At 60.7% G+C, this 25102-nt stretch carries 21 protein-coding genes; 20 read left to right on the top strand and 1 reads right to left on the bottom strand.

The window, feature by feature from the left end:
• The first annotated feature begins 155 nt into the window (after positions 1-155).
• Both ACIQY3_RS30175 and ACIQY3_RS30180 read left to right on the top strand, forming a co-directional pair.
• Positions 156-410, top strand: coding sequence for a hypothetical protein (locus ACIQY3_RS30175; RefSeq protein ID WP_403027244.1), 255 nt, complete (start codon positions 156-158; stop codon positions 408-410).
• Between the two features lie 31 nt (positions 411-441).
• Positions 442-1011: a lipocalin family protein gene (locus tag ACIQY3_RS30180; RefSeq protein ID WP_403027246.1), complete on the top strand. Its 570-nt coding sequence runs from the start codon at positions 442-444 to the stop codon at positions 1009-1011.
• A 120-nt stretch (positions 1012-1131) separates the two neighbouring features.
• Here the strand turns inward: ACIQY3_RS30180 and ACIQY3_RS30185 are convergent, their stop codons facing one another.
• Positions 1132-2496 carry a formimidoylglutamate deiminase gene (locus ACIQY3_RS30185; protein ID WP_403027249.1) on the bottom strand — a complete coding sequence of 455 codons (1365 nt, stop codon included), beginning with the start codon at positions 2494-2496 and terminating at the stop codon, positions 1132-1134.
• A 146-nt stretch (positions 2497-2642) separates the two neighbouring features.
• Here ACIQY3_RS30185 and hutC point away from each other — a divergent pair, with 146 nt between their 5' ends.
• The 18 genes from hutC to ACIQY3_RS30275 form a co-directional block, all read left to right on the top strand.
• Positions 2643-3353, top strand: coding sequence for a histidine utilization repressor (gene hutC / locus ACIQY3_RS30190; RefSeq protein ID WP_177331472.1), 711 nt, complete (start codon positions 2643-2645; stop codon positions 3351-3353).
• Positions 3350-3916, top strand: coding sequence for a HutD family protein (locus tag ACIQY3_RS30195; protein WP_403027254.1), 567 nt, complete (start codon positions 3350-3352; stop codon positions 3914-3916). Before hutC ends, ACIQY3_RS30195 begins: the two co-directional genes overlap by 4 nt.
• A 491-nt stretch (positions 3917-4407) precedes the next feature.
• Positions 4408-6096, top strand: coding sequence for a urocanate hydratase (hutU, locus tag ACIQY3_RS30200; RefSeq protein ID WP_403027258.1), 1689 nt, complete (start codon positions 4408-4410; stop codon positions 6094-6096).
• Between the two features lie 165 nt (positions 6097-6261).
• A complete protein-coding gene (locus tag ACIQY3_RS30205; RefSeq protein ID WP_403027261.1) occupies positions 6262-7734 on the top strand; it encodes a purine-cytosine permease family protein in 1473 nt (490 codons plus the stop codon).
• A 69-nt stretch (positions 7735-7803) separates the two neighbouring features.
• Positions 7804-8772: an ABC transporter substrate-binding protein gene (locus ACIQY3_RS30210; RefSeq protein ID WP_213940163.1), complete on the top strand. Its 969-nt coding sequence runs from the start codon at positions 7804-7806 to the stop codon at positions 8770-8772.
• Between the two features lie 70 nt (positions 8773-8842).
• On the top strand, positions 8843-9694 hold the full coding sequence (locus ACIQY3_RS30215; RefSeq protein WP_403027266.1) for an ABC transporter permease: 852 nt from the start codon (positions 8843-8845) through the stop codon (positions 9692-9694).
• Positions 9691-10521, top strand: coding sequence for a glycine betaine/L-proline ABC transporter ATP-binding protein (locus ACIQY3_RS30220; RefSeq protein ID WP_213940162.1), 831 nt, complete (start codon positions 9691-9693; stop codon positions 10519-10521). The genes ACIQY3_RS30215 and ACIQY3_RS30220 overlap by 4 nt, the downstream gene beginning before the upstream one ends.
• Before the next feature lie 143 nt (positions 10522-10664).
• On the top strand, positions 10665-12188 hold the full coding sequence (gene hutH / locus ACIQY3_RS30225; protein WP_403027270.1) for a histidine ammonia-lyase: 1524 nt from the start codon (positions 10665-10667) through the stop codon (positions 12186-12188).
• A gap of 119 nt (positions 12189-12307) precedes the next feature.
• Complete coding sequence (hutH, locus tag ACIQY3_RS30230; RefSeq protein ID WP_054054677.1) at positions 12308-13840, top strand: histidine ammonia-lyase; 1533 nt, start codon at positions 12308-12310, stop codon at positions 13838-13840.
• A gap of 100 nt (positions 13841-13940) precedes the next feature.
• Positions 13941-15146 carry an imidazolonepropionase gene (gene hutI / locus ACIQY3_RS30235; RefSeq protein WP_403027273.1) on the top strand — a complete coding sequence of 402 codons (1206 nt, stop codon included), beginning with the start codon at positions 13941-13943 and terminating at the stop codon, positions 15144-15146.
• A gap of 10 nt (positions 15147-15156) precedes the next feature.
• Positions 15157-15960 carry an N-formylglutamate deformylase gene (gene hutG, locus ACIQY3_RS30240; protein WP_403027276.1) on the top strand — a complete coding sequence of 268 codons (804 nt, stop codon included), beginning with the start codon at positions 15157-15159 and terminating at the stop codon, positions 15958-15960.
• A gap of 242 nt (positions 15961-16202) precedes the next feature.
• The gene (locus ACIQY3_RS30245) at positions 16203-17159 is read left to right on the top strand and encodes a choline ABC transporter substrate-binding protein (protein WP_403027279.1); all 957 of its coding nucleotides are present in this window, start codon (positions 16203-16205) and stop codon (positions 17157-17159) included.
• A gap of 143 nt (positions 17160-17302) precedes the next feature.
• On the top strand, positions 17303-18220 hold the full coding sequence (locus tag ACIQY3_RS30250) for an alpha/beta hydrolase (protein WP_403027282.1): 918 nt from the start codon (positions 17303-17305) through the stop codon (positions 18218-18220).
• A 104-nt stretch (positions 18221-18324) separates the two neighbouring features.
• Positions 18325-19296: a prolyl aminopeptidase gene (gene pip / locus ACIQY3_RS30255; protein WP_054054666.1), complete on the top strand. Its 972-nt coding sequence runs from the start codon at positions 18325-18327 to the stop codon at positions 19294-19296.
• A complete protein-coding gene (dtd, locus tag ACIQY3_RS30260; protein WP_054054664.1) occupies positions 19293-19730 on the top strand; it encodes a D-aminoacyl-tRNA deacylase in 438 nt (145 codons plus the stop codon). The genes pip and dtd overlap by 4 nt, the downstream gene beginning before the upstream one ends.
• A gap of 276 nt (positions 19731-20006) precedes the next feature.
• Complete coding sequence (locus ACIQY3_RS30265; RefSeq protein ID WP_403027287.1) at positions 20007-21830, top strand: glucan biosynthesis protein; 1824 nt, start codon at positions 20007-20009, stop codon at positions 21828-21830.
• Positions 21823-24393: a glucans biosynthesis glucosyltransferase MdoH gene (gene mdoH / locus ACIQY3_RS30270; RefSeq protein WP_403027290.1), complete on the top strand. Its 2571-nt coding sequence runs from the start codon at positions 21823-21825 to the stop codon at positions 24391-24393. The genes ACIQY3_RS30265 and mdoH overlap by 8 nt, the downstream gene beginning before the upstream one ends.
• 297 nt (positions 24394-24690) lie before the next feature.
• Positions 24691-25102 (top strand): transporter substrate-binding domain-containing protein (locus ACIQY3_RS30275; RefSeq protein ID WP_403027293.1); only part of this gene is annotated, 412 nt, incomplete at its 3' end.

Raw genomic sequence — 25102 nt, forward strand, 5'->3', positions numbered from 1 at the left:
AAATGCCGAATAGCGCGAGAAAGTGGCTGATTTATCGGCAAATGCCAGACGAGCGGCTCAATAAATAGCCGGGCGGTCGGGGAACCAGATAGGGGTTTTCTCTTCTAAGCTTCAGCTTGGCACCTGCCAACCCCCTTCGCTCCAGGAGCTACACCATGTCGCTGCGATCTATCGCCTTGCTCTCGTTCTGCGTGTTGTTGGTCGCATGCAGCAAGGTCAATCAGGAGAATTACTCCAAGCTGTCGGCCGGCATGGCCAAGGCCGAGGTTGAAACCTTGCTGGGCAAACCCGCCGATTGTTCGGGCGCGCTTGGTATGTCCAGTTGCACCTGGGGCGACAAAAACAGCTTTATCAGCGTGCAGTACGCCGGTGACAAAGTGCTGATGTTTTCCGGCCGAGGCCTGAAGTAAACCGGGGCGACGCGCCCACGGGAGAAAAACAATGAAGCGGTTATTGATAGTTCTTTTCGCTGGCCTGGTATTGGCTGGCTGCGCCTCTTCTGGCGTAGATCCGTTAGCACCCAAGACGGTCAACAGCGTCAACCTCAAGCGTTACCAGGGCACCTGGTACGAGTTGGCCCGCCTGCCGATGTATTTCCAGCGCAACTGCGCGCAATCCGAAGCCCATTACACCCTGTTGCCGGACGGTAACGTGGCGGTGCTCAACCGCTGCCTGACGCCGGACTGGCAATGGGAAGAAGCCCAGGGCACGGCTTATCCGCAAGTGCCGGGCAAGACCGACAAACTGTGGGTCGAGTTCGATACCTGGTTTTCGCGGCTGATTCCGGGTGTGGCGAAGGGCGAATACTGGGTGCTGTACGTCAGCGACGACTACAAAACCGCCATTGTTGGCGACCCGAGCCGCAAGTATTTGTGGCTGCTGTCCCGGACCCCGACCGTCAACGGAGTGGTGCGTGAAGAACTGCTGAGCAAGGCGCGGCAGCAGGGTTACGACACCACGCGACTGATCTGGCGTGCGTCGGATACGAAGATGGCCAAGACCTCGAACTAACAGTCACCGAAGACCCCCATGTGGGAGCGGGCTTGCTCGCGAATGCGGCTTAACAGTCAACGAATAGGTTGAATGTGATGGCCCCTTCGCGAGCAAGCCCGCTCCCACATTTGTTTTGCGTTAGCCCAAAAGGTCGCGCAGGACTTGGGTAAACGCCCGGTTGCTTTCTTCTTCGCCGGCATGACGCCCGTCACGCACAACCCACTGGCCGTTAACCAGCACATCACGCACCTGGCGATCACCGCCAGCAAACAACCAGCGATTCAAAATCCCGTCGCCACTGGCCGTCGCCAGGTACGGATCATTGCCGTCCAGCACCAGCCAATCCGCCCGTTTGCCGACTTCCAATGCGCCAATCGGCTGCCCCAATGCCTGGGCGCCGCCGTCCAGCGCCGCGTCGTACAGCGTGCGGCCAACCATCGGCTGCTCCGCGCCATACAAGCGATTGCGCCGTTGATCGCGCAAGCGCTGGCCATATTCCAGCCAACGCAATTCTTCCACCACGCTCAATGACACATGGCTGTCGGACCCGATGCCCATGCGCCCGCCCTGGGCGAGGAAATCCACCGCTGGGAAAATACCGTCGCCGAGGTTGGCTTCGGTGGTCAGGCACAGGCCGGCGATGGCGCGACTCTTGGCCATCAGCGTGACTTCTTCCGGGTTGGCGTGGGTCGCGTGGACCAGGCACCAGCGCTGATCAACTTCGGTGTTTTCGTACAGCCATTGCAGCGGACGGCGCCCACTCCAGCTCAGGCAGTCATCGACTTCCTTCTGCTGTTCGGCGATGTGAATGTGCACCGGGCATTGCTTGTCGCTGGCGGTCAACACTTCGCTGATTTGCTGCGGGGTGACCGCGCGCAACGAGTGGAAACACAGGCCGAGCGATTGCGCCGGTTGCTGCGCCAGGATCGGCTGCAAACGCGACTGAAGCGTGAGGTAGTTTTCGGTGCTGTTGATAAAGCGCCGCTGGCCATCGTTCGGGGCCTGGCCACCGAAACCGGAATGGCTGTAGAGCACCGGCAACAGGGTCAAACCGATACCGGCGGAGCTGGCTGCCTGGCTGATGCGCAGGGCCAGTTCGGCCGGGTCGGCGTAGGGCTGGCCGTTGGTGTCGTGGTGTACGTAATGAAATTCCGCGACCGAGGTGTAACCGGCCTTGAGCATTTCGATGTACAGCTGACGGGCGATGACGCCGAGTTGGTCCGGGCTGATTTTTCCGACGAGGCGATACATCAAATCGCGCCAAGTCCAGAAACTGTCGTTCGGATTACCCGCCACTTCCGCCAGCCCGGCCATGGCCCGCTGGAAGGCGTGGGAGTGCAGATTCGGCATGCCCGGCAGCAGCGGACCGCTTAGCCGTTCGGCGCCATCTGCATGGGAATCGGCCTGGATATGGGTCAAAACGCCGTCGGCGCTGACCTCAAGACGTACATTGTTGGCCCATCCACTAGGCAGCAGCGCGCGTTCGGCAAAGAAGGCGGACATGGTTCAGCACCCCATCGTGTGTTATTTGTATATACATATACAGACGTTTGCCTGCTCGGTAAACTCCGGCAAGCTAGCAACCTCTACCAAATGAACAAGGATTAACCGTGCCGACTCCGCCTGCAGTGTCACCGTTGGCCGCGAACATGGGCGACAGTCCGGCGCCCTTGTACGCCCGCGTCAAACAGATGATCACCCAGCAAATCGACAGTGGAAACTGGCCACCGCACTACCGCGTTCCGTCGGAAAGCGAGCTGGTCAATCAACTGGGCTTCAGCCGCATGACCATCAACCGCGCCCTGCGCGAGATGACCGCCGACGGTCTGCTGGTGCGCATGCAGGGTGTCGGCACCTTCGTCGCCGAGCCGAAAAGCCAGTCCGCCCTGTTTGAAGTGCACAACATCGCCGACGAAATCGCCTCTCGCGGTCATCGCCATACCTGCCAGGTGATCACCCTCGAAGAGGAGGCCGCCGGTTCCGAGCGCGCCCTGGCCCTGGACATGCGCGAAGGGCAGAAGGTGTTCCATTCGCTGATCGTGCATTTCGAAAACGACATTCCGGTGCAAATCGAAGACCGTTTCGTCAACGCGCTGGTGGCCCCGGATTACCTCAAGCAGGACTTCACGCTGCAAACGCCTTACGCCTACCTGAACCAGGTTGCGCCGCTGACCGAAGGCGAGCACGTGGTCGAGGCGATTCTGGCCGAGGCGTCCGAATGCAAGTTGTTGCAAATTGAAAAGGGCGAGCCGTGCCTGCTGATCCGTCGCCGCACCTGGTCCGGCCGTCAGCCTGTGACCGCCGCCCGTTTGATCCACCCCGGTTCCCGTCATCGTCTGGAAGGTCGGTTCCATAAATGAAAATGAAGGTTTTACGCGCCAAAGATTACCCGCGCATGCCGTGGAAAAACGGCGGCGGCAGCACTGAAGAAATCACCCGCGATGCCGGCACTGGCCTGGACGGTTTTGGCTGGCGCCTGTCGATTGCTGACATTGGCGAGTCCGGCGGTTTCTCGACATTCGCCGGTTATGAGCGCGTGATCACCGTGCTGCAGGGCGACGGCATGACCTTGCGCGTCGATGGCCAGGACACACGGTCGTTGTTACCGCTGGACCCGTTTGCCTTTAGCGGTGAGAGCCAGGTGTCGTGCGCCTTGCTCGGCGGGCCGATTCGCGATTTCAACCTGATCTACGCGCCGCAGCGTTATAGCGCGCGGTTGCAGTGGCTGGACGGTACGCAGCGGTTTTTCAGTTCGGCCGGGACGGTGCTGGTGTTCAGTGTCGCCGAAGCGCTGGACGTGCAAGTGGGTAACAGCGACGCGCAACTGGGTCGCCATGATTGCCTGCAACTCGATGGCAATGCTGGTCTGCTGGAAGTCTCCAGTAATGGCCCGTGCTGTGTGATTGAGCTGATCGCGCGCTGATTCAACTGTTTAGAAAATCTCTGTGGCGAGGGGGCTTGCCCCCGTTGGGTGGCGAAGCCGCCCACGATGTTCGCATCAAATTTTGCGGCTGCTGCGCAGCCGAACGGGGGCAAGCCCCCTCGCCACAGAAACCGGTCTCCTCCTGTTCCCCAAAGCGCACCACTTTGTTACCGAACGCCCCAGCGTGGCGCAAAACCACGCTCAAGTAACAGACATTACCCTCGCGCAAAAATCCCCCCGAAAAATTTCATCTCCACCAAAACCCTTGATCTACAAGTGTTCCAGCCCTGCCAAGAAGTTTTCTTGAATGCCTATCCAATAAGTTGGCCGCTTGATTGCATATGCTTGTATGTACAAGTAAAGACGTATGCGTATGAGTCGACCGAGACTCCTCGCAGCGTCCACTGATTCGCTTGTGGCGCAACGACGCGCACAGGCTGGCTTGCCCACTGCCAGGGTTGGTTTGAATTGATCGCTGAGGAGTCTTTTTCGTGACTGACAATACCCAGAAACCTACTAAGTTTCGTGACGTTGAAATCCGTGCCGCCCGCGGTAACAAGCTGACCGCCAAGAGCTGGCTGACCGAAGCGCCGCTGCGCATGTTGATGAACAACCTCGACCCGGAAGTCGCCGAGAACCCTAAAGAATTGGTGGTTTACGGTGGTATCGGTCGTGCGGCGCGTAACTGGGAATGCTACGACAAGATTGTCGAAAGCCTGACCAACCTGAATGACGACGAGACCCTGCTGGTGCAATCCGGCAAGCCGGTCGGCGTGTTCAAGACCCACACCAATGCTCCGCGCGTACTGATCGCCAACTCCAACCTGGTGCCACACTGGGCGAGCTGGGAACACTTCAACGAACTCGACGCCAAAGGCCTGGCCATGTACGGCCAGATGACCGCCGGCAGCTGGATCTACATCGGCAGCCAGGGCATCGTCCAGGGCACCTACGAAACCTTCGTCGAAGCCGGTCGCCAACACTACAACGATGACTTGAAAGGTCGTTGGGTCCTGACCGCCGGCCTCGGCGGCATGGGCGGCGCTCAGCCTCTGGCCGCAACGTTGGCCGGCGCTTGCTCGCTGAACATCGAATGCCAACAGGTCAGCATCGATTTCCGCCTGAACAGCCGTTACGTCGACGAGCAAGCCACCGACCTCGACGACGCACTGGCCCGCATCGCCAAATACACCAAGGAAGGCAAGGCGATCTCCATCGCACTGCTGGGCAACGCGGCGGAAATCCTCCCGGAACTGGTCAAGCGCGGCGTGCGCCCGGACATGGTCACCGACCAGACCAGCGCCCACGACCCGCTCAACGGTTACCTGCCGGCTGGCTGGACCTGGGAAGAGTATCGCGCTCGTGCCAAGACCGAGCCTGCTGCTGTCGTGAAAGCCGCCAAGCAATCCATGGCCGTGCACGTTAAAGCGATGCTCGAATTCCAGAAAATGGGCATTCCGACCTTCGACTACGGCAACAACATCCGTCAGATGGCCCAGGAAGAAGGCGTGGAAAACGCATTCGATTTCCCAGGCTTTGTACCGGCTTACATCCGTCCGCTGTTCTGCCGTGGCATCGGTCCATTCCGTTGGGCTGCACTGTCGGGCAACGCGGAAGACATCTACAAGACCGACGCTAAAGTAAAAGAGCTGATCCCGGACGACGCCCACCTGCACAACTGGCTGGACATGGCACGCGAGCGCATCAGCTTCCAGGGTCTGCCGGCACGTATCTGCTGGGTAGGCCTGGGCCTGCGCGCCAAGCTTGGCCTGGCGTTCAACGAAATGGTTCGCAGCGGTGAATTGTCCGCGCCAATCGTGATCGGTCGCGACCACCTGGACTCTGGTTCGGTCGCCAGCCCGAACCGCGAAACCGAATCGATGCAGGACGGCTCCGACGCTGTGTCCGACTGGCCACTGCTCAACGCCCTGCTCAACACCGCGAGCGGCGCGACCTGGGTTTCCCTGCACCACGGCGGCGGCGTCGGCATGGGCTTCTCCCAGCACTCGGGCATGGTGATTGTCTGCGACGGTACGGACGAAGCGGCCGAGCGTATCGCTCGCGTGCTGCACAACGACCCGGCGACCGGCGTTATGCGTCACGCCGATGCGGGTTACCAGATCGCGATTGATTGCGCCAAGGAACAAGGCCTGAACCTGCCGATGATCACCGGCAAGTAACACGCAAAACCTGTGGTACTGCTTCATGTGGGAGCGGGCTTGCTCGCGAAGAGGCCGGCACAGTCAACATCTGTGCTGGCTGACCCACCGCTTTCGCGAGCAAGCCCGCTCCCACAGAAAAGCAGAACCACGCGAATTTCCATAACAATCCACAGAGGTTGAATCATGGCTGTTAACAGCGATCGTGCAGGCAGTAAACCGTTGATCGAGAAGCGTTCGATCGACTACATCCCGGAAGCGGAAAGACACGGTCGTCTGTTGAGCCAGTTCACCCTGTGGATGGGTGCCAACCTGCAAATCACCGCGATTGTGACGGGGGCCCTGGCCGTCGTACTTGGCGGCGATGTGTTCTGGTCGCTGATCGGTCTGCTGATCGGGCAATTGCTCGGCGGCGGCGTGATGGCGCTGCATGCCGCGCAAGGGCCCAAGCTTGGCCTGCCGCAGATGATCTCCAGCCGCGTGCAGTTCGGTGTTTACGGTGCAGCTATCCCGATCGTGCTGGTGTGTTTGATGTACCTCGGTTTCACCGCAACGGGGACCGTGCTTTCCGGCCAGGCCCTGGGCCAGTTGTTTGGCGTCAGTGACACCGTCGGTATCCTCATCTTCGCCAGTGTCATCGTGCTGGTCACGGTGCTCGGTTATCGAGTGATCCATTGGATTGGCCGCATTGCCAGCATCATTGGGGTGATTGCCTTTGTTTACCTGTTCAGCCGCTTGATCAGCCAGACCGACGTTGGCGCACTCCTGCAAATCCGCCACTTCAGCTGGAGCAGCTTCCTGCTGGCGGTGTCGCTCGCGGCATCCTGGCAGATCGCCTTCGGCCCCTACGTGGCTGACTATTCACGCTACCTGCCGAGCAAGACCTCCTCGGTGAAAACCTTTTTCGCCGCCGGTGCGGGTTCGGTGATTGGCGCACAGGTGGCGATGATCCTCGGCGTGTTTGCCGCCGCGTCGGCCAACGGGCAATTCGTCGGTCACGAAGTGGCCTACATCGTGGGTCTGGGCGGTACCGGTGCCACGGCTGCGTTGCTGTACTTCAGCATCGCGTTCGGCAAGGTCACCATCTCCACGCTGAACTCCTACGGCAGCTTCATGTGCATTGCGACCATCATCAGCGGTTTCCGTGGTGAGCTGAAGGTCACGCGCTTGCAGCGTCTGGTCTTCGTGCTGGTCATCGTCGGTGCTGCGACCCTCATGGCGTTGCTCGGTCAGCACTCGTTCCTCGGTGCGTTCAAGTCCTTCATCCTGTTCCTGCTGGCGTTCTTTACGCCATGGAGCGCGATCAACCTGGTGGACTACTACTGCATCACCCGCGAGCGCTATGACGTGCCGGCGCTGGCCGATCCAAACGGTCGCTACGGTCGCTGGAACCTCCTCGGTATCAGCATCTATGTGTTCGGTGTGCTGGTGCAGTTGCCGTTCATTTCCACCAAGTTCTATACCGGTCCGCTGGTGGCAGCACTGGGCGATGTGGATATTTCCTGGATCATCGGTCTGGTGTTTCCCGCAGCCCTGTATTACGTGTGCGCCAAAAAATGGCACGGCACCGTGCCCGATCAACTGATTCTGCCGGTCGAGCAGGACAGCGTTGTACAACCTAAAACAAGCGGGGCCGGTCGCGCTGCGGCGCAGGCCTGATTGGACGTGGACAGGGCTGGATGCCTCTTGACTGCCGTAAGCCAACTCATGATTAGGAGCGTCACAACAATGAAATCGAACAAGACCCTGCTGACCACATTGCTTTCCATGGGCCTGCTGGCCAGCGCCGGGGCCACCCAGGCAGCCGGTTGGTGCGAGTCGGGCAAACCGGTGAAATTCGCCGGCCTGAACTGGGAAAGCGCCATGCTGCTGACCGACGTGCTGCAAGTCGTGTTGGAGAAAGGCTACGACTGCAAGACCGACAGCTTGCCAGGCAACTCCATCACCATGGAAAACGCCCTGAGCAGCAACGACATCCAGGTGTTTGCCGAAGAGTGGGTCGGCCGCAGTGAAGTCTGGAACAAGGCTGAGAAGGCCGGCAAAGTCGTCGGCGTTGGCGCTCCGGTTGTGGGCGCAATCGAAGGCTGGTACGTGCCGCGCTACGTGATCGAAGGCGATGCCAAGCGCAAGCTGGAACCCAAGGCACCGGACCTGAAAAACATCGCCGACCTGGCCAAGTACTCCGCCGTGTTCAAGGATCAGGAAGAGCCATCCAAGGGCCGTTTCTACAACTGCCCGGCCGGCTGGACCTGTGAACTGGACAACAGCGAAATGCTGAAAAGCTACGGTCTGGAAAGCACCTACACCAACTTCCGCCCAGGCACCGGCCCGGCGCTGGATGCGGCGGTGCTGTCGAGCTACAAGCGTGGCGAGCCGATCCTGTTCTACTACTGGTCGCCAACGCCGCTGATGGGTCAGGTTGACCTGGTCAAACTCGAAGAGAAGCCAGGCGTGGACAAAAGCGTGACCATCAAGGTCGGCCTGTCCAAGACTTTCCACGACGAAGCCCCGGAACTGGTGGCCGTGCTGGAGAAGGTCAATCTGCCAATCGACATCCTCAACCAGAACCTCGGGCGCATGACCAAAGAGCGGATCGAATCGCCAAAACTGGCCAAGATCTTCTTGAAGGAACATCCTGAAGTCTGGCACGCATGGGTGAGCGACGACGCAGCCAAGAAAATCGACGCGGCCTTGTAGGTTGAGCCTCTCCGACTGCCGGCAACGGCAGTCGGACGCTTGATCGCAACCCCTTGATTGAGAGTCTCTTATGTTTCCCGAAAGCTTTACCTTTTCCATCGCCGACTGGGTCAACAGTTGGGTCGATTCGCTGGTCACCAACTACGGCGACGTGTTCCGGCACATCTCCGACACCCTGTTGTGGGCCATCGTCAATCTTGAAGGCTTGCTGCGTGCGGCGCCCTGGTGGCTGATGCTGGCGATCGTGGCGGGCGTGGCCTGGCACGCGACCCGTAAAGTCGTGACCACGGCGGTGATCGTCGGCCTGTTGTTCCTGGTCGGCGCCGTCGGCCTCTGGGACAAGCTGATGCAGACCCTCGCGCTGATGATGGTGGCGACGGTCATTTCGGTGCTGATCGGCATTCCACTGGGCATTCTCTCGGCGCGCAGCAATCGCCTGCGTTCGGTGCTGATGCCGTTGCTGGATATCATGCAGACCATGCCGAGTTTCGTGTACCTGATCCCGGTGCTGATGCTGTTTGGCCTGGGCAAGGTCCCGGCGATTTTCGCCACCGTGATCTACGCTGCGCCACCGCTGATCCGCCTGACCGACCTGGGCATTCGCCAGGTTGACGGCGAAGTGATGGAAGCCATCAACGCCTTCGGTGCCAACCGTTGGCAGCAACTGTTCGGCGTGCAACTGCCGCTGGCCCTGCCGAGCATCATGGCCGGGATCAACCAGACCACCATGATGGCCCTGTCGATGGTGGTGATCGCCTCGATGATCGGTGCCCGTGGCCTGGGCGAAGACGTGTTGGTGGGGATTCAGACCCTCAACGTCGGACGTGGCCTCGAAGCCGGTCTGGCGATCGTGATTCTGGCAGTGGTGATCGACCGCATTACTCAAGCGTATGGTCGGCCACGGCATGAGGTGAGCAAATGAACGACGCAACCGTGAGCAAAATCGAAGTCAAAAACGTCTTCAAGATTTTCGGCAACCGTTCCAAGGAAGCGCTGGGCATGATTGGCCAGGGCAAGACCAAGGATCAGGTGCTGGCCGAAACCGGCTGCGTGGTCGGCGTGAATGACTTGTCCCTGAGCATCGGCACCGGCGAGATCTTCGTGATCATGGGCCTGTCGGGTTCCGGCAAATCGACCCTCGTGCGTCACTTCAATAGGCTGATCGACCCGACCAGCGGCGCGATCCTGGTGGACGGCGTGGACATCCTGCAATACGACATGGAAGCCCTGCGCGAATTTCGCCGGCACCGTATCAGCATGGTGTTCCAGAGCTTCGGCCTGCTGCCGCACAAGACCGTGGTGGACAACGTCGCCTATGGCTTGAAAGTGCGTGGCGAGAGCAAGCAAATGTGCTCTGAGCGCGCGCTGCACTGGATCAACACCGTGGGCCTCAAGGGCTACGAAAACAAATACCCGCACCAGCTCTCGGGCGGCATGCGCCAACGTGTGGGCCTGGCCCGCGCTCTGGCGGCGGACACCGACATCATCCTGATGGACGAAGCGTTCAGCGCCCTCGACCCGCTGATCCGCGCCGAGATGCAGGACCAATTGCTGGAACTGCAAAAGACCCTGCACAAGACCATCGTTTTCATCACCCACGACCTCGACGAGGCCGTGCGTATCGGCAATCGCATTGCGATCCTCAAGGACGGGCGCCTGATCCAGGTCGGCACGCCAAGAGAGATCCTGCACTCGCCGGCGGATGAGTATGTCGACCGGTTCGTGCAACGGCGGGCGGCGGTGGTTTAAAGAGATTTGCGGTGTTTTTGCTGGCGCCTTCGCGAGCAAGCCCGCTCCCACAGGGGGACGCATTCCAAATGTGGGAGCGGGCTTGCTCGCGAAGGCGTCGGTAAAGCTGCATCAATATTCAAGTTGTAGGCACGAGGTCAAAGATGTCCCAGGCTGAAAAAATCGTTATCGCCGACGCCCCGCTGCGTTGGCAGGATGTGGTGGCCGTCGCTCGTCATGGCGCGCAGCTTGAGCTGTCGCCCCAGACCTGGGCACGGATCGACAATGCACAGGCCATCGTCCAGCGCATCGTCACCAGCGGCGAACGTGCGTATGGCGTCAACACCGGCCTCGGCGCCTTGTGCAACGTGTCGCTGAAAGACGAACAACTCAGCCAATTGTCCCGCAACACCTTGCTCAGCCACGCCTGTGGCGTCGGCGCGCCACTGGCCAACGAGCAGACCCGCGCAATCATCTGCGCCGCCATTCGCAACTACAGTCATGGCAAATCCGGCATTCATCGCCGGGTCGTCGAAGGCCTGCTGGCGCTGCTGAATCGCGGAATCACCCCGCAAGTGCCGTCCCAGGGTTCGGTGGGTTACCTGACCCACATGGCTCACATCAGCATCGCGCTGTTGGGCGTCGGCAATGTCAGCTATCGCGGGCAGATCGTCTCCGCGCAACAAGCCCTGGCCGAAGAAGGCCTGGAGCCGGTTCAGCTCGGCGCCAAGGACGGTTTGTGCCTGGTCAACGGCACGCCGTGCATGACTGGCCTCAGCTGCCTGGCCCTGGCCGACGCGACGCACTTGCTGCAATGGGCCGACGTGATCGGCGCCATGAGCTTCGAAGCCCAGCGCGGCCAGATTGCTGCGTTCGACGCCGAGATCATCGCGCTCAAACCGCACCCGGGCATGCAGCGAGTCGGCAATAACCTGCGGGCATTGCTGGATGGCAGTGAAGTGATTGCTACGAGCAAAGGCATCCGCACCCAAGATGCGTTGAGCATCCGCTCGATCCCGCAAGTCCACGGCGCTGCGCGCGATCAACTGGAGCACGCCAGACAGCAGATCGAAACCGAACTCAACTCGGTCACCGACAACCCGATGCTGCTGGGTACGCCGGATAATTTCCGGGTGATGTCCCAGGCCAACCCCCACGGTCAATCCGTGGCCATGGCTGCGGATTTGCTGGCGATGGCCATGGCCGAAATCGGCTCCATCGCCGAGCGCCGCCTGGATCGCTTGATCAACCCGCACGTCAGCGGTTTGCCGGCATTCCTGGTGGCCAATCCGGGGGTTAACTCCGGGATGATGATCGTCCAGTATGTCGCCGCTTCGTTGTGTGCGGAAAACCGTCAGTTGGCGCAACCGGCGGTGCTCGACAACTACGTCACCTCGGGCCTGCAGGAAGACCATTTGAGCCTGGGCACCAACGCAGCGCTGAAGCTGCATCGCGCCCTGGAAAACGTCACGCAGATCCTCGCCATCGAGTACCTGTTGGCGGCCCAGGCGTTTGAATTCCTGAAAGAGCAGCGTTTTGGCGCGGGTACCGATTCGGCGTGGCGCCTGCTGCGTGAACGGGTTCCGGCCTACGATCAGGACCGTTGGCTGGCGCCGGACATCGCCGCCGCTGCCGGCGTGTTGAAAGACCCGATTTTGCTGCACAAGGCTTTACCGAATCTGAACTGAAATCCACAACACCAGCGTGCCAAGGCGCCAGCCCCTCTCACAAAGTCGGGAAGCGACGGACAACGGAATTATCCGGAGCGTCTGGTTAGTTAATAAAAACTCTCAAAAGGAGAATAAAAGTGACTGCGCTAAATTTGATTCCCGGCCAACTGAGCCTTGCCCAACTGCGTGATATCTATCAGCAACCGGTCAAAATCACCCTCGACAACAGCGCTTCGGCCCAGATTGAAGCCAGCGTTGCCTGCGTGGAACAGATCCTCGCCGAGAACCGCACCGCCTACGGCATCAACACCGGTTTCGGCCTGCTGGCCTCGACCCGCATCGCCAGCGAAGACCTGGAAAACCTGCAGCGCTCGTTGGTGCTGTCCCACGCCGCCGGTGTCGGCGAGCCAATCAGCGACGCGCTGGTACGCTTGGTCATGGTGCTCAAGGTCAACAGCCTGAGCCGTGGGTTCTCCGGTATTCGTCGCGTGGTCATCGATGCGTTGATCGCGCTGATCAACGCCGAGGTTTACCCGCACATTCCATTGAAAGGTTCGGTCGGTGCATCGGGCGACTTGGCGCCTCTGGCCCACATGTCCCTGGTGCTGCTGGGCGAAGGCAAGGCTCGCTACAAGGGCGAATGGATGGAAGCGACCGAAGCGCTGAAAGTCGCCGGTCTGACTCCGCTGACCCTCGCTGCGAAAGAAGGCCTGGCGCTGCTCAACGGTACTCAGGTTTCTACCGCTTACGCATTGCGCGGTTTGTTTGAAGGCGAAGACCTGTTCGCTGGCGCCCTGGCCATTGGTGGTATGACCGTTGAAGCGGTGTTGGGCTCGCGCTCGCCGTTCGACGCACGTATCCATGCGGCACGCGGTCAGAAAGGCCAGATCGATGCCGCTGCTGCTTACCGCGATCTGCTGGGTGAGCGCAGTGAAGTGTCCGCTTCTCACGAGAACTGCGAGAAGGTTCAGGATCCGTACTCCCTGCGCTGCCAGCCGCAAGTCATGGGCGCCTGCCTGACCCAGTTCCGCCAGGCCGCCGAAGTGTTGGCCGTCGAAGCCAACGCCGTTTCCGACAACCCGTTGGTCTTCGCCGCTGAAGGCGACGTGATCTCCGGCGGTAACTTCCACGCCGAACCGGTGGCCATGGCCGCTGACAACATGGCGTTGGCCATCGCCGAAATCGGCTCCCTGAGCGAACGCCGCATCTCGCTGATGATGGACAAGCACATGTCGCAACTGCCGCCGTTCCTGGTGGCCAATGGCGGCGTGAACTCCGGCTTCATGATCGCCCAGGTGACCGCAGCGGCCCTGGCCAGCGAGAACAAGGCGTTGTCCCATCCGCATTCGGTGGACAGCCTGCCAACCTCCGCCAACCAGGAAGACCACGTGTCGATGGCCCCGGCCGCCGGCAAGCGCCTGTGGGAAATGGCCGAGAACACGCGCGGCGTGCTGGCCGTGGAATGGCTGGCGGCGTGCCAGGGTCTGGATCTGCGTGAAGGCCTGAAGACGTCGACCAAGCTGGAAAAGGCTCGCGCCATCCTGCGCGCTGAAGTGCCGTTCTATGAGAAGGATCGCTTCTTTGCACCGGACATCAACGCTGCGAGCGAGTTGTTGGCGACCCGTTGCCTGAATGAGCTGGTGTCGGCGAAGTTGTTGCCTAGCCTGTAATGGCCTCTTCGCGAGCAAGCCCGCTCCCACAGGAGTACGCATTCCCATGTGGGGGCGGGCTTGCTCGCGAATCGATTTTGAATTTTGTGGAGACTAAGGGATGAAAACTCTCTGGCAACACTGCCACGTCGCAACCATGGCGCAAGGCGTCTACTCGATCATCGAGGATGCGGCCATCGTGACGTCCGGTGCGCACATTGAGTGGATCGGCCCACGTGCTGAACTGCCGTCCGGCGAATACCCGGCGGTCAACGATTTGAAAGGGGCCTGGGTTACCCCAGGCCTGATCGACTGCCACACCCACACGGTGTTCGGCGGTAACCGCAGCGGTGAATTCGAGCAGCGCCTGCAAGGCGTCAGCTATTCGGAAATCGCGGCGGCCGGTGGCGGCATCGCCAGCACCGTGCGCGCCACCCGCGCGGCCAGCGAAGACGAACTGTTCGCCAGCGCCGCCAAGCGCCTGAAAAGCCTGCTGCGCGACGGCGTGACCACGGTCGAGATGAAATCCGGCTACGGCCTGGACCTGGCCAGCGAACGCAAGATCCTGCGGGTCATCCGTCGCCTCGGCGCCGAGCTGCCGGTCAGCGTGCGCAGCACTTGCCTGGCGGCCCACGCCTTGCCGCCGGAATACAAGGACCGCGCCGACGACTACATCGATCACATCTGCGCCGAAATGCTCCCGGCCCTGGCGGCCGAAGGGCTGGTCGACGCCGTGGATGCGTTCTGTGAATACCTGGCGTTCTCGCCGGCACAAGTCGAGCGCGTCTTCATCACCGCACAAGAACTCGGTCTGCCGGTGAAACTGCATGCCGAGCAACTGTCGTCCCTCCACGGCTCCAGCCTGGCCGCGCGTTACCACGCACTGTCTGCCGATCACCTGGAATTCATGGACGAAGATGACGCCATCGCCATGGCCGCGTCCGGCACTGTCGCGGTGTTGCTGCCCGGTGCGTTCTACTTCCTGCGGGAAACCCAGCTGCCGCCGATGGACGCCTTGCGTAAACACGGGGTGAAAATCGCCATCGCCAGCGACCTCAATCCCGGCACTTCGCCGGCGCTGTCGCTGCGCTTGATGCTGAACATGGCCTGCACCTGTTTCCGCATGACCCCGGAAGAAGCGTTGGCCGGCGCGACAATTCATGCCGCCACGGCGCTGGGCATGGCCGAGACCCATGGTTCGCTGGAAGTCGGCAAGGTCGCGGATTTCGTCGCCTGGCAAATCGATCGTCCGGCCGACCTGTCGTACTGGCTGGGCGGTGACCTGGAAAAACGCGTCGTGCGTCTCGGCGTCGAAACAAGCCTCTAGGAGAACAGTTGTGGATAAGGTTCTGAACTTCAAACAAGGCCGCGTGCCCCTGCTGATCAGCATGCCCCACGCCGGCCTGCGCCTGACCCCGGCGGTCGAGGCCGGATTGATCCCCGACGCACGCAGCTTGCCCGATACCGATTGGCACATTCCGCAGCTGTATGAATTTGCCGCTGAACTGGGCGCCAGCACCCTGGCCGCCGAGTACTCTCGATTTGTCATCGACCTGAACCGACCGTCCGACGACAAACCGTTGTATGTCGGCGCCACCACCGGCCTGTACCCGGCGACATTGTTCGACGGCATTCCACTGTTCCGCGAAGGCATGGAACCGTCGGCAGCCGAGCGCGCGACGTATCTGGAGCAAGTGTGGACGCCGTATCACACGACGCTGAAAAACGAGCTGGCGCGATTGAAAGCCGAGTTCGGCTACGCGCTGCTGTTCGACGCGCACTCGATCCGCTCGATCATCCCGCACCTGTTCGACGGCAAACTGCCGGACTTCAACCTCGGCACCTTCAACGGCGCCAGTTGCGATCCACAGCTGGCCACGCAACTGGAAGCTATCTGCGCGAAGCACACCGATTACAGCCACGTGCTGAACGGCCGCTTCAAGGGCGGCCACATCACCCGGCATTACGGCAACCCGGCCGAAAACATTCACGCGGTGCAACTGGAGCTGGGGCAGTGCACGTACATGGAAGAGTTTGAGCCGTTCCGCTATCGCCCGGACTTGGCGGCGCCGACTCAAGTGGTGCTCAAGGAATTGCTGCAAGGGCTGTTGGCCTGGGGCCAAAAGCACTACAGCGCATAACCCCCTGTGGGAGCGGGCTTGCTCGCGAAAGCGGTGTGTCATTCAACGTTAATGGCGACTGACACTCCCTCTTCGCGAGCAAGCCCGCTCCCACAGGTAAAGCGCGTTGCCACTAAGTCGCCACCGTGCAAATCTCGGTCGCTACAGTTCGCTTTTACCTTCTCGACGCTGCGTAATGTTCCGGGCACGGTGCACAAAGACACCGGCCCCCAACAATAATCTGCCGCACGAGAACGCTCTCCATGACAAGCACCAAAGGTTTGTTCACCCGCTGTCTCTCCATCCTCTGCGGCACCGCTCTTCTGAGCACCAGCGTCCTGGCCAGTGACGACGCTTCCTGCAAAGCCGTGCGCATGGGCGTGGTCAACTGGACCGATGTCATCGCCACCAGCGGCATGGCCGATGTGTTGCTCAATGGCCTGGGCTACGAAAGCAAGCAAACCAGCGCCGTGCAGCAAATCATCTTTGCCGGCATCCGTGACAAGCGCCTCGATATTTTCCTCGGCTACTGGAAACCGGCGATGGACAAGAACATCGCCCCGTTTGTCGCTGCCGACCAAGTCAAGGTCATGGACAAACCGAGTCTGGCCGACGCCCAGGCCACCCTCGCCGTACCGGAATATGTCGCGGCGGCGGGGCTGAAAACCTTCGCCGATATCGCCAAATTCAAGGATCAGCTCGGCGGCAAGATCTACGGTATCGAGCCGGGCAGCGGCGCGAACACCACCATCAAGACCATGATCGAGACCAATCACTTTGGCCTGAAGGATTTCAAATTGATCGAGTCCGGTGAGGCCGGCATGCTCGCCGCCGTGCAACGGGCGGTGAACCGCAAGGAGTTTGTGGTGTTCGTCGGCTGGACCCCGCACCCGATGAACATCAACATGAAAATCACCTACCTGACCGGCAGTGAAGACGTCTACGGCCCGAATGAAGGCGCGGCGACCGTTTCCACCGTGACCGCCCCGGATTACGCCGAACGTTGCCCGAACGTGAATCGCCTGCTGCAAAACCTGACGTTCACCGCGTCTCAGGAAAGCCAGTTGATGGTGCCGATCATGGAGCGCAAAACGCCCCAGGAAGTCGCCAAGGCCTGGTTGCGTGATCATCCGGAAGACCTTCAGCGCTGGCTGGCCGGAGTCAGCAGTTTTGATGGCAAGGATGGCGTGGCGACTGTTCAGGCCAGCCTGAAAAACTGAATTCGAATGAAGTACCTGTGGGAGCGGGCTTGCTCGCGAAGGCGGTGTGTCAGGCAACAGTTGTATCGACTGACACGACACCTTCGCGAGCAAGCCCGCTCCCACAGGGATATCTCAAACCCTTGAGAATCGGCGGCAAGCCCATGTCAACTTTCCCCCTCTCTGAGCAAATGTCGGCCTTCGTCGAGAAAACCCTCGTCTTCAACAGCACCGACAGCAGCCTCACCGGGTTGCGCCAGGCCTACAGCGCGATGTGCCGGGCGTTTACCCCGCCGCGTCCTGCCGGGCTTGAGGTCACCGACTTCACCCTAGCGGGCGTGGCGGTGCGCTCTTATCGTCCCCCGGTGACGCCACCGACCAGCGGCTGGCCGTGCATTCTGTATCTGCACGGCGGTGGCTGGGTGGTGGGGGATCTGGATTCCCATGACTTCATCTGCGCCGAACTGGCGGCGACACTGGGGACGATGGTGGTGGCCGTGGATTATCGGCTGGCGCCCGAGCACCCGTTTCCGGCCGGGTTCGAAGATTGCCTGAAAGTCTGGCGCGCCTTGCGCTCGGGCCCGTTCTGGTTCGATCCAGAGCGGATGCTGGTGGCCGGGGACAGCGCTGGCGGCAATCTGGCTGCGGCGTTATGCCTGGCCTTGCGCGATGCGGGGGAGCCGATGCCCGCCGCCCAAGTGCTGATTTATCCGGGCCTGGGTGGCGATCATCGATTGCCGTCCCGCAGCGAATGCGCCGACGCACCGTTGCTCAGCAGCAGCGATGTGGATTGTTATCACGCGCTCTATTTGCGTGGCGCCGGCCAACCGGGCGCCTATGCCATGCCATTGCTCGCCGAAGATTTCAGCGGTTTGCCCCCGGCGTTGATCGCCGTGGCGCAATTCGACCCGCTGCGCGACGACGGTGTGCGTTACGCCGAGGCACTCAATGCCGCCGGCGTGAGCGCGACGTTGTACTACGGCGAAGGGCTGGTTCACGGCTGTTTGCGGGGGCGCGGGCAAGTCGCCGAGGTCGACCGGCTGTATGAAAACCTGCTCGGGTTTCTGGCTGACAGACTCTGACGCTGCAAGTGCATGCTCATTGACGTAATTCGGGTTTATGATGCCGGACGGCAGAATAATTGAAGTCCCCCCAGGGATGACCTCGACCCCTTACGGAGCGTGCAATGCAGACTTTGTACCCGCAGATCAAACCCTACGCCCGGCACGATCTGGCCGTCGATAAAACCCACACGCTGTATGTCGACGAAAGCGGTTCACCGGAAGGTTTGCCGGTGGTGTTCATCCACGGCGGCCCCGGCGCCGGGTGTGATGCACAGAGTCGCCGGTATTTCGATCCGAACCTGTATCGCATTGTCACCTTCGACCAGCGCGGCTGCGGTCGCTCCACGCCCCATGCCAACCTGGAAAACAACACCACCTGGGATCTGGTCGCCGACCTCGAGCGGATCCGCAAACACCTGAACATCGAGAAATGGGTGCTGTTCGGCGGCTCCTGGGGTTCGACCCTGGCCCTGGCCTACGCGCAAACCCACCCGGAGCGTGTGCACGGTCTGATCCTGCGCGGGATTTTTCTTTGCCGTCCGCAGGAAATCGAGTGGTTCTATCAGGCCGGCGCCAGTCGTCTGTTTCCCGACTACTGGCAGGACTACATCGCGCCGATCCCGCTGGACGAGCGCGGCGACTTGCTTACCGCTTTCCACAAGCGCCTGACCGGCAACGACCAGATCGCCCAGATGCACGCGGCCAAGGCCTGGTCCACCTGGGAAGGCCGGACCGCGACTTTGCGCCCGAACCCGTTGGTGGTCGATCGCTTCTCCGAGCCGCAGCGCGCGCTGTCGATCGCCCGGATCGAATGCCATTACTTCACCAATAACGCTTTCCTTGAGCCGAACCAGTTGATTCGCGACATGGGCAAGATCGCCCATTTGCCCGGCGTGATCGTCCATGGCCGCTACGACGTGATCTGCCCGTTGGACAATGCCTGGGAATTGCATCAAGCCTGGCCGAACAGCGAACTGCAGGTGATCCGCGATGCCGGCCATGCCGCGTCCGAACCGGGTATCACCGATGCCTTGGTGCGCGCCGCTGGTCAGATGGCCCGGCGTTTGCTCGATCTGCCGCCTGAAGAAGCATGAAGGGCCTGCTGCAACGCGTGCGTGGCGCGCGAGTCGAGGTGGCGGGGGAGGTGGTTGGCGCGGTGGACCAGGGTTTGCTGGTGCTGGTGGCGGTCGAGCCCGAGGACACTCGGGCCAGCGCCGACAAACTTCTGCATAAACTGCTTAACTATCGTGTATTCAGTGATACAGAAGGCAAGATGAATCTGTCCCTGGCGGATGTCGGTGGTGGTCTGCTGCTGGTCTCGCAGTTCACCCTGGCGGCCGACACCAAGAGCGGGTTGCGCCCGAGTTTTTCGACGGCGGCGCCTCCGGCCCTCGGTGAAGAACTTTTCGACTATCTATTAGGCAGAGCGAAAGAGGTGCATGGCACTGTGGCATCAGGTAGATTCGGCGCGGATATGCAGGTGCACCTGGTCAATGATGGCCCGGTAACCTTCCTGTTACAGACCTGAAAGCCCCTGAAACATGTTTTTAAGGGCATTTCGACTGAAAACAGGGGTTTTTCGCGATAAATACTTTGTTACCCCTGATGCGTTGTAACGCGGCCTACTAGATAATCGCGCGCTACGGGGATCAGCGTTCGTTGGCCCATTTTGACTTAGGTAGAGACTTGCCCGGAACCTGTTGGGGAATCATTTAGCCCCATAGGAGTCGGAACAATGCTCGCCAACCTGGCATATAGATAGCTGGCCGTTGGTTTTTTGATCTGTTTTCGGCGAGGGTTGCTCGTGATTGTTAGTCCCTGTAATGCACCAAAATTGTCTGCCCAACGGTTCCGAAGCGCTCTGGTAGCGGGCTCTGCACTGCTGTGTCTGCTCAGCGCCGGCCAGCTTTGGGCATTCAACCTGGATGATGTGTCGGTCAAGGCGAAAGAGCTGGCCGGGCAGAAATTCGAAGCCCCGCGCAGTAACCTGCCGAACGAATTCCGCGAAATGAAGTTCGCGGATTATCAGAAAATTCGTTTCCGCACTGAAAAAGCCGAGTGGGCCGATCAGAAAACCCCGTTCAAGCTTTCGTTCTATCACCAGGGCATGCACTTCGACACCCCGGTGAAAATCAACGAAATCACGGCCAACACCGTCGAAGAGATCAAATACGACCCAAGTCGTTTCGATTTCGGCGACGTCAAGTTCGATCCTAAAGCTACCGAACAACTGGGTTATGCCGGTTTCCGTGTGCTGTACCCGATCAACAAGGCCGACAAGCAAGACGAAATCATGACCATGCTCGGCGCGAGTTACTTCCGCGTTGTCGGCAAGGGTCACACCTATGGCTTGTCCGCTCGCGGCATGGCCATCGATACCGCATTGCCGTCCGGCGAAGAATTCCCGCGTTTCACAGAGTTCTGGATTCAACAGCCAAAACCGGGTGACAAGCACCTGGTGATCTTCGCGCTGCTGGATTCGCCGCGTGCGACCGGTGCGTATCGCCTGACCCTGCGTCCAGGCAGCGACACCGTGGTCGACGTCAAGGCCCGCATGTTCCTGCGTGACAAAGTCACCAAGCTCGGCGTTGCCCCGTTGACCAGCATGTTCCTGTTCGGCGCCAACCAGCCTTCCAAAGTGCTGAACTATCGCCGCGAACTGCACGACTCCAGCGGTCTGTCGATCCATGCCGGCAACGGCGAGTGGATTTGGCGCCCTTTGAACAACCCGAAACACCTGGCGGTGAGCAACTTCGCCATCGAAAACCCGCGCGGCTTCGGCTTGCTGCAACGTGGCCGTGACTTCAGCCACTACGAAGACCTCGACGACCGCTACGACAAGCGCCCAAGTGCCTGGATCGAGCCAAAAGGCGATTGGGGCAAGGGTTCTGTAGACCTGGTGGAGATTCCGACCGCCGACGAAACCAACGACAACATCGTTGCCTTCTGGAGCCCGGAAAAACTGCCGGAGCCAGGCCAACCGCTTGACGTCGCCTATCGCATGCACTGGACCATCGACGAAGCTGCCATCCACGCTCCGGACAGCGCCTGGGTCAAACAGACTCTGCGTTCCACTGGCGACGTGAAACAGTCGAACCTGATCCGTCAGCCGGACGGCACCGTTGCCTACCTGGTGGACTTCGAAGGTCCGTCCCTGGCCGCGTTGCCGGAAACTGCCGACGTGCGCAGCCAGGTCAGCGTTGGCGACAACGCCGAGCTGGTCGAGAACACTGTGCGCTACAACCCTGAAACCAAGGGCTGGCGCCTGACGCTGCGCATGAAGATCAAGGACGCGAGCAAGGCCACCGAGATGCGTGCATCCCTGGTCGAGAAGATCGTGCCTGAAGATCTGGCCAAGTCTTCGATTCCAGCTTCCAATTCCTCCGTTGCCAAGGCCGACAAGGTCGCCGCCAAGCAACAGGAGAAAGCGGACAAGGAAGCCAAGGACGCCAAGCAGGCTGACGCCAAACAGGCCGATGCCAAGCCGGCTGTCGATACCAAGGACAAGGACAACAAAGACGCCAAGCAGCCTGTTGCTGCGGACGCGGCCCCAGCCACACCGGATTCGGCGGCGACTGAAGAAGTCCTGACCGAAACCTGGAGCTACCAGTTGCCTGCCGATGAGTAATTCTCAAGTAAAGCCAGAGACTCTGTCGGAGTATCTGGCGCATTTACCGATGACCGACGAGCAGCGCGCGGAACTCGCGGGCTGTCAGTCCTTCAGTGAACTGCACCAGCGTCTTTCGTCCTCGACATTCGACGCACCGACCGAGGCTGCGCAAGCCTCGGTGGGCAAGCGCCTGCTCCTGAACAGTGCCGAAGAACTGGAAGAAGCGGAGATGCTGGCGGTTGACGCCAGTGGTCGTGTCGTCCTCAAGGCGACCCCGCCGATTCGCCGGACCAAGGTTGTGCCGGAGCCATGGCGCACCAACATCCTGGTGCGTGGCTGGCGCCGGATGACCGGTCGCACCAATCCACCGGCTCCGCCGAAGGATGAACGTGTGTTGCCGGCAGCTCGCTGGCGCACCGTCGGTTCGATCCGTCGCTACATTTTATTGGTGCTGATGCTCGGCCAGACCATCGTGGCTGGCTGGTACATGAAAGGCATCATGCCGTACCAGGGCTGGTCGTTCGTCGACCTGAACGAAGTGCTGCACCAACCGCTGCTGCAAACCGCCACGCAAGTGCTGCCGTATGCGCTGCAAACCAGCATCCTGATACTGTTCGGGATTCTGTTCTGCTGGGTGTCGGCCGGTTTTTGGACTGCACTGATGGGCTTCCTCGAGTTGCTCACCGGTCACGATAAATATCGTATCTCCGGTAAAAGCGCCGGTAACGAGCCGATTGCCAAGGACGCACGCACCGCACTGGTGATGCCGATCTGCAACGAAGACGTGCCGCGTGTATTCGCCGGTCTGCGGGCGACCTTCGAGTCGGTCGCGGCCACGGGTGACCTGGACCGTTTCGACTTCTTCGTCCTCAGCGACAGTAACGAAACCGATATCTGCGTGGCCGAGCAACAGGCCTGGCTGGACGTCTGCCGTGAAGCCAAGGGCTTCGGCAAGATCTTCTATCGTCGCCGTCGCCGTCGCGTCAAACGTAAAAGCGGCAACCTCGACGACTTCTGCCGTCGTTGGGGCGGTGACTACAAGTACATGGTCGTGCTCGACGCGGACTCCGTGATGAGCGGCGAATGCCTGACCAGTCTGGTGCGCTTGATGGAAGCCACGCCGGACGCCGGGATCATCCAGACCGCGCCACGGGCGTCGGGCATGGACACCCTTTATGCGCGCATGCAGCAGTTTGCGACCCGTGTGTACGGTCCGCTGTTCACCGCCGGCCTGCACTTCTGGCAGTTGGGTGAATCCCACTACTGGGGCCACAACGCGATCATCCGCATGAAGCCGTTTATCGAGCACTGCGCCCTGGCGCCGTTGCCGGGTAAAGGCGCGTTTGCCGGTGCAATTTTGTCCCACGACTTCGTCGAAGCCGCGCTGATGCGCCGTGCCGGCTGGGGCGTGTGGATTGCCTACGACTTGCCGGGCAGCTACGAAGAATTGCCGCCGAACCTGCTGGACGAACTCAAGCGTGACCGTCGCTGGTGCCACGGTAACCTGATGAACTTCCGGCTGTTCCTGGTCAAGGGCATGCACCCGGTGCACCGTGCGGTGTTCCTGACCGGCGTGATGTCTTACCTGTCGGCGCCGTTGTGGTTCTTCTTCCTCGTGTTGTCCACGGCGCTGCTGGCGGTGAACACGTTGATGGAGCCGCAGTACTTCATGGAGCCGCGACAGCTCTATCCGCTGTGGCCGCAATGGCATCCGGACAAAGCCGTGGCGTTGTTCTCGACGACCATCGTGCTGCTGTTCCTGCCGAAGCTGTTGAGCATCATCCTGATCTGGGCCAAGGGCGCGAAAGAGTTCGGTGGCAAGTTCAAGGTGACGTTCTCGATGCTGCTGGAGATGCTGTTCTCCATGTTGCTGGCGCCGGTGCGGATGATCTTCCACACCCGTTTCGTGCTCGCCGCGTTCCTCGGCTGGGCCGCGACCTGGAACTCGCCGCAACGTGACGACGACTCCACGCCGTGGAGCGAAGCGGTCAAGCGCCACGGTCCGCAAACCTTGCTGGGCTTCTTCTGGGCCCTGCTGGTGATCTGGCTGAACCCGAGCTTCCTCTGGTGGCTGGTGCCGATCGTCGGTTCGCTGATGCTGTCGATCCCGGTGTCGGTGATCTCCAGCCGTGTCGGCCTGGGTCTGAAGTCCCGTGACGAGAGCCTGTTCCTGATCCCTGAGGAATACAATCCGCCACAAGCGCTGCTGGCCACCGACCAGTACACCCACGAAAACCGTTATCACCAGTTGAAAGACGGCTTCATCCGCGCCGTGGTCGATCCACAGCAGAACGCCCTGGCGTGCTCGCTGGCGACGTCCCGTCACGGTCAGGCCGAGCCGATCGAGTGGTTGCGTGTGGAGCGGGTTCGTCATGCGTTGAAGGCCGGGCCTGCCGGGCTAAACAACCATGAGCGCCTGCAACTGCTGAGCGATCCGGTGGCATTGGGTCGTTTGCATGAGCAAGTCTGGAGCGAAGGCCACGCCGAGTGGCTGGACGCCTGGCGGCAATCGGTGAAAGCCGATCCCCATGCGCCACTGCTGCCGCTCAAGCCACTGAGCGCACAACCTCAGTTGGCTTGATAAAAAACCCCGCGAAAGCGGGGTTTTTTTTGCCGATCGTTCCCACGCTCTGCGTGGGAATGTCTCAACGGACGCTCCGCGTTCGGCTTTTGGGGCGCTGAGCGTCCCTGGCTGCATTCCCACACAGAGCGTGGGAACGATCAAATTCCTGCGCAAACCCTTGTGCAAACAACCCAGTGCGTTAGCATCCGTCCCCGAATTGGTGCGCCCGGGCAGCTTTCTGTTCGTATCTGTCGGTTTTCCAAGGAAAATCGTCGATTGCGCGCCTCACACCGCAATGGTTTTGGGGACTTGAAGATGAAGAAGTATCTGTCGATGCTGCTGGTCGGCGTCACGGCATTGGTTGCAGTCAACGCGGCGCAGGCCGGCGCCATCGATGACGCGGTCAAGCGTGGCACGCTGAAAGTCGGCATGGACCCGACCTACATGCCCTTCGAGATGACCAACAAGCGCGGCGAGATCATCGGTTTCGAAGTCGACATCCTCAAGGCCATGTCCAAGGCCATGGGCGTCAAGCTGGAGCTGGTGTCCACCGGTTACGACGGCATCATCCCGGCCCTGATGACCGACAAGTTCGACATGATCGGCAGCGGCATGACCCTGACCCAGGAACGCAACCTGCGCCTTAACTTCAGCGAACCGTTCATCGTGGTCGGCCAGACCCTGCTGATCCGCCAGGAGCTGGAAGGCACCGTCAAGTCCTATCACG

Origin of the sequence: Pseudomonas sp. NPDC096950, assembly GCF_044762525.1 — a bacterium.
Lineage (GTDB): Bacteria > Pseudomonadota > Gammaproteobacteria > Pseudomonadales > Pseudomonadaceae > Aquipseudomonas.

Excerpts from the sequence above, each read along its gene's own strand:
- ACIQY3_RS30215 (WP_403027266.1), top strand. The coding sequence starts at position 8,843 with ATGTTTCCCGAAAGCTTTACCTTTTCCATCGCCGACTGGGTCAACAGT.
- ACIQY3_RS30195 (WP_403027254.1), top strand. The coding sequence starts at position 3,350 with ATGAAAATGAAGGTTTTACGCGCCAAAGATTACCCGCGCATGCCGTGG.
- ACIQY3_RS30175 (WP_403027244.1), top strand. The coding sequence starts at position 156 with ATGTCGCTGCGATCTATCGCCTTGCTCTCGTTCTGCGTGTTGTTGGTC.
- hutI (WP_403027273.1), top strand. The coding sequence starts at position 13,941 with ATGAAAACTCTCTGGCAACACTGCCACGTCGCAACCATGGCGCAAGGC.
- ACIQY3_RS30210 (WP_213940163.1), top strand. The coding sequence starts at position 7,804 with ATGAAATCGAACAAGACCCTGCTGACCACATTGCTTTCCATGGGCCTG.
- ACIQY3_RS30250 (WP_403027282.1), top strand. The coding sequence starts at position 17,303 with ATGTCAACTTTCCCCCTCTCTGAGCAAATGTCGGCCTTCGTCGAGAAA.
- mdoH (WP_403027290.1), top strand. The coding sequence starts at position 21,823 with ATGAGTAATTCTCAAGTAAAGCCAGAGACTCTGTCGGAGTATCTGGCG.
- ACIQY3_RS30220 (WP_213940162.1), top strand. The coding sequence starts at position 9,691 with ATGAACGACGCAACCGTGAGCAAAATCGAAGTCAAAAACGTCTTCAAG.
- hutH (WP_403027270.1), top strand. The coding sequence starts at position 10,665 with ATGTCCCAGGCTGAAAAAATCGTTATCGCCGACGCCCCGCTGCGTTGG.
- hutC (WP_177331472.1), top strand. The coding sequence starts at position 2,643 with ATGGGCGACAGTCCGGCGCCCTTGTACGCCCGCGTCAAACAGATGATC.
- ACIQY3_RS30185 (WP_403027249.1), bottom strand. The coding sequence starts at position 2,496 with ATGTCCGCCTTCTTTGCCGAACGCGCGCTGCTGCCTAGTGGATGGGCC.
- dtd (WP_054054664.1), top strand. The coding sequence starts at position 19,293 with ATGAAGGGCCTGCTGCAACGCGTGCGTGGCGCGCGAGTCGAGGTGGCG.
- ACIQY3_RS30180 (WP_403027246.1), top strand. The coding sequence starts at position 442 with ATGAAGCGGTTATTGATAGTTCTTTTCGCTGGCCTGGTATTGGCTGGC.
- ACIQY3_RS30245 (WP_403027279.1), top strand. The coding sequence starts at position 16,203 with ATGACAAGCACCAAAGGTTTGTTCACCCGCTGTCTCTCCATCCTCTGC.
- ACIQY3_RS30205 (WP_403027261.1), top strand. The coding sequence starts at position 6,262 with ATGGCTGTTAACAGCGATCGTGCAGGCAGTAAACCGTTGATCGAGAAG.
- pip (WP_054054666.1), top strand. The coding sequence starts at position 18,325 with ATGCAGACTTTGTACCCGCAGATCAAACCCTACGCCCGGCACGATCTG.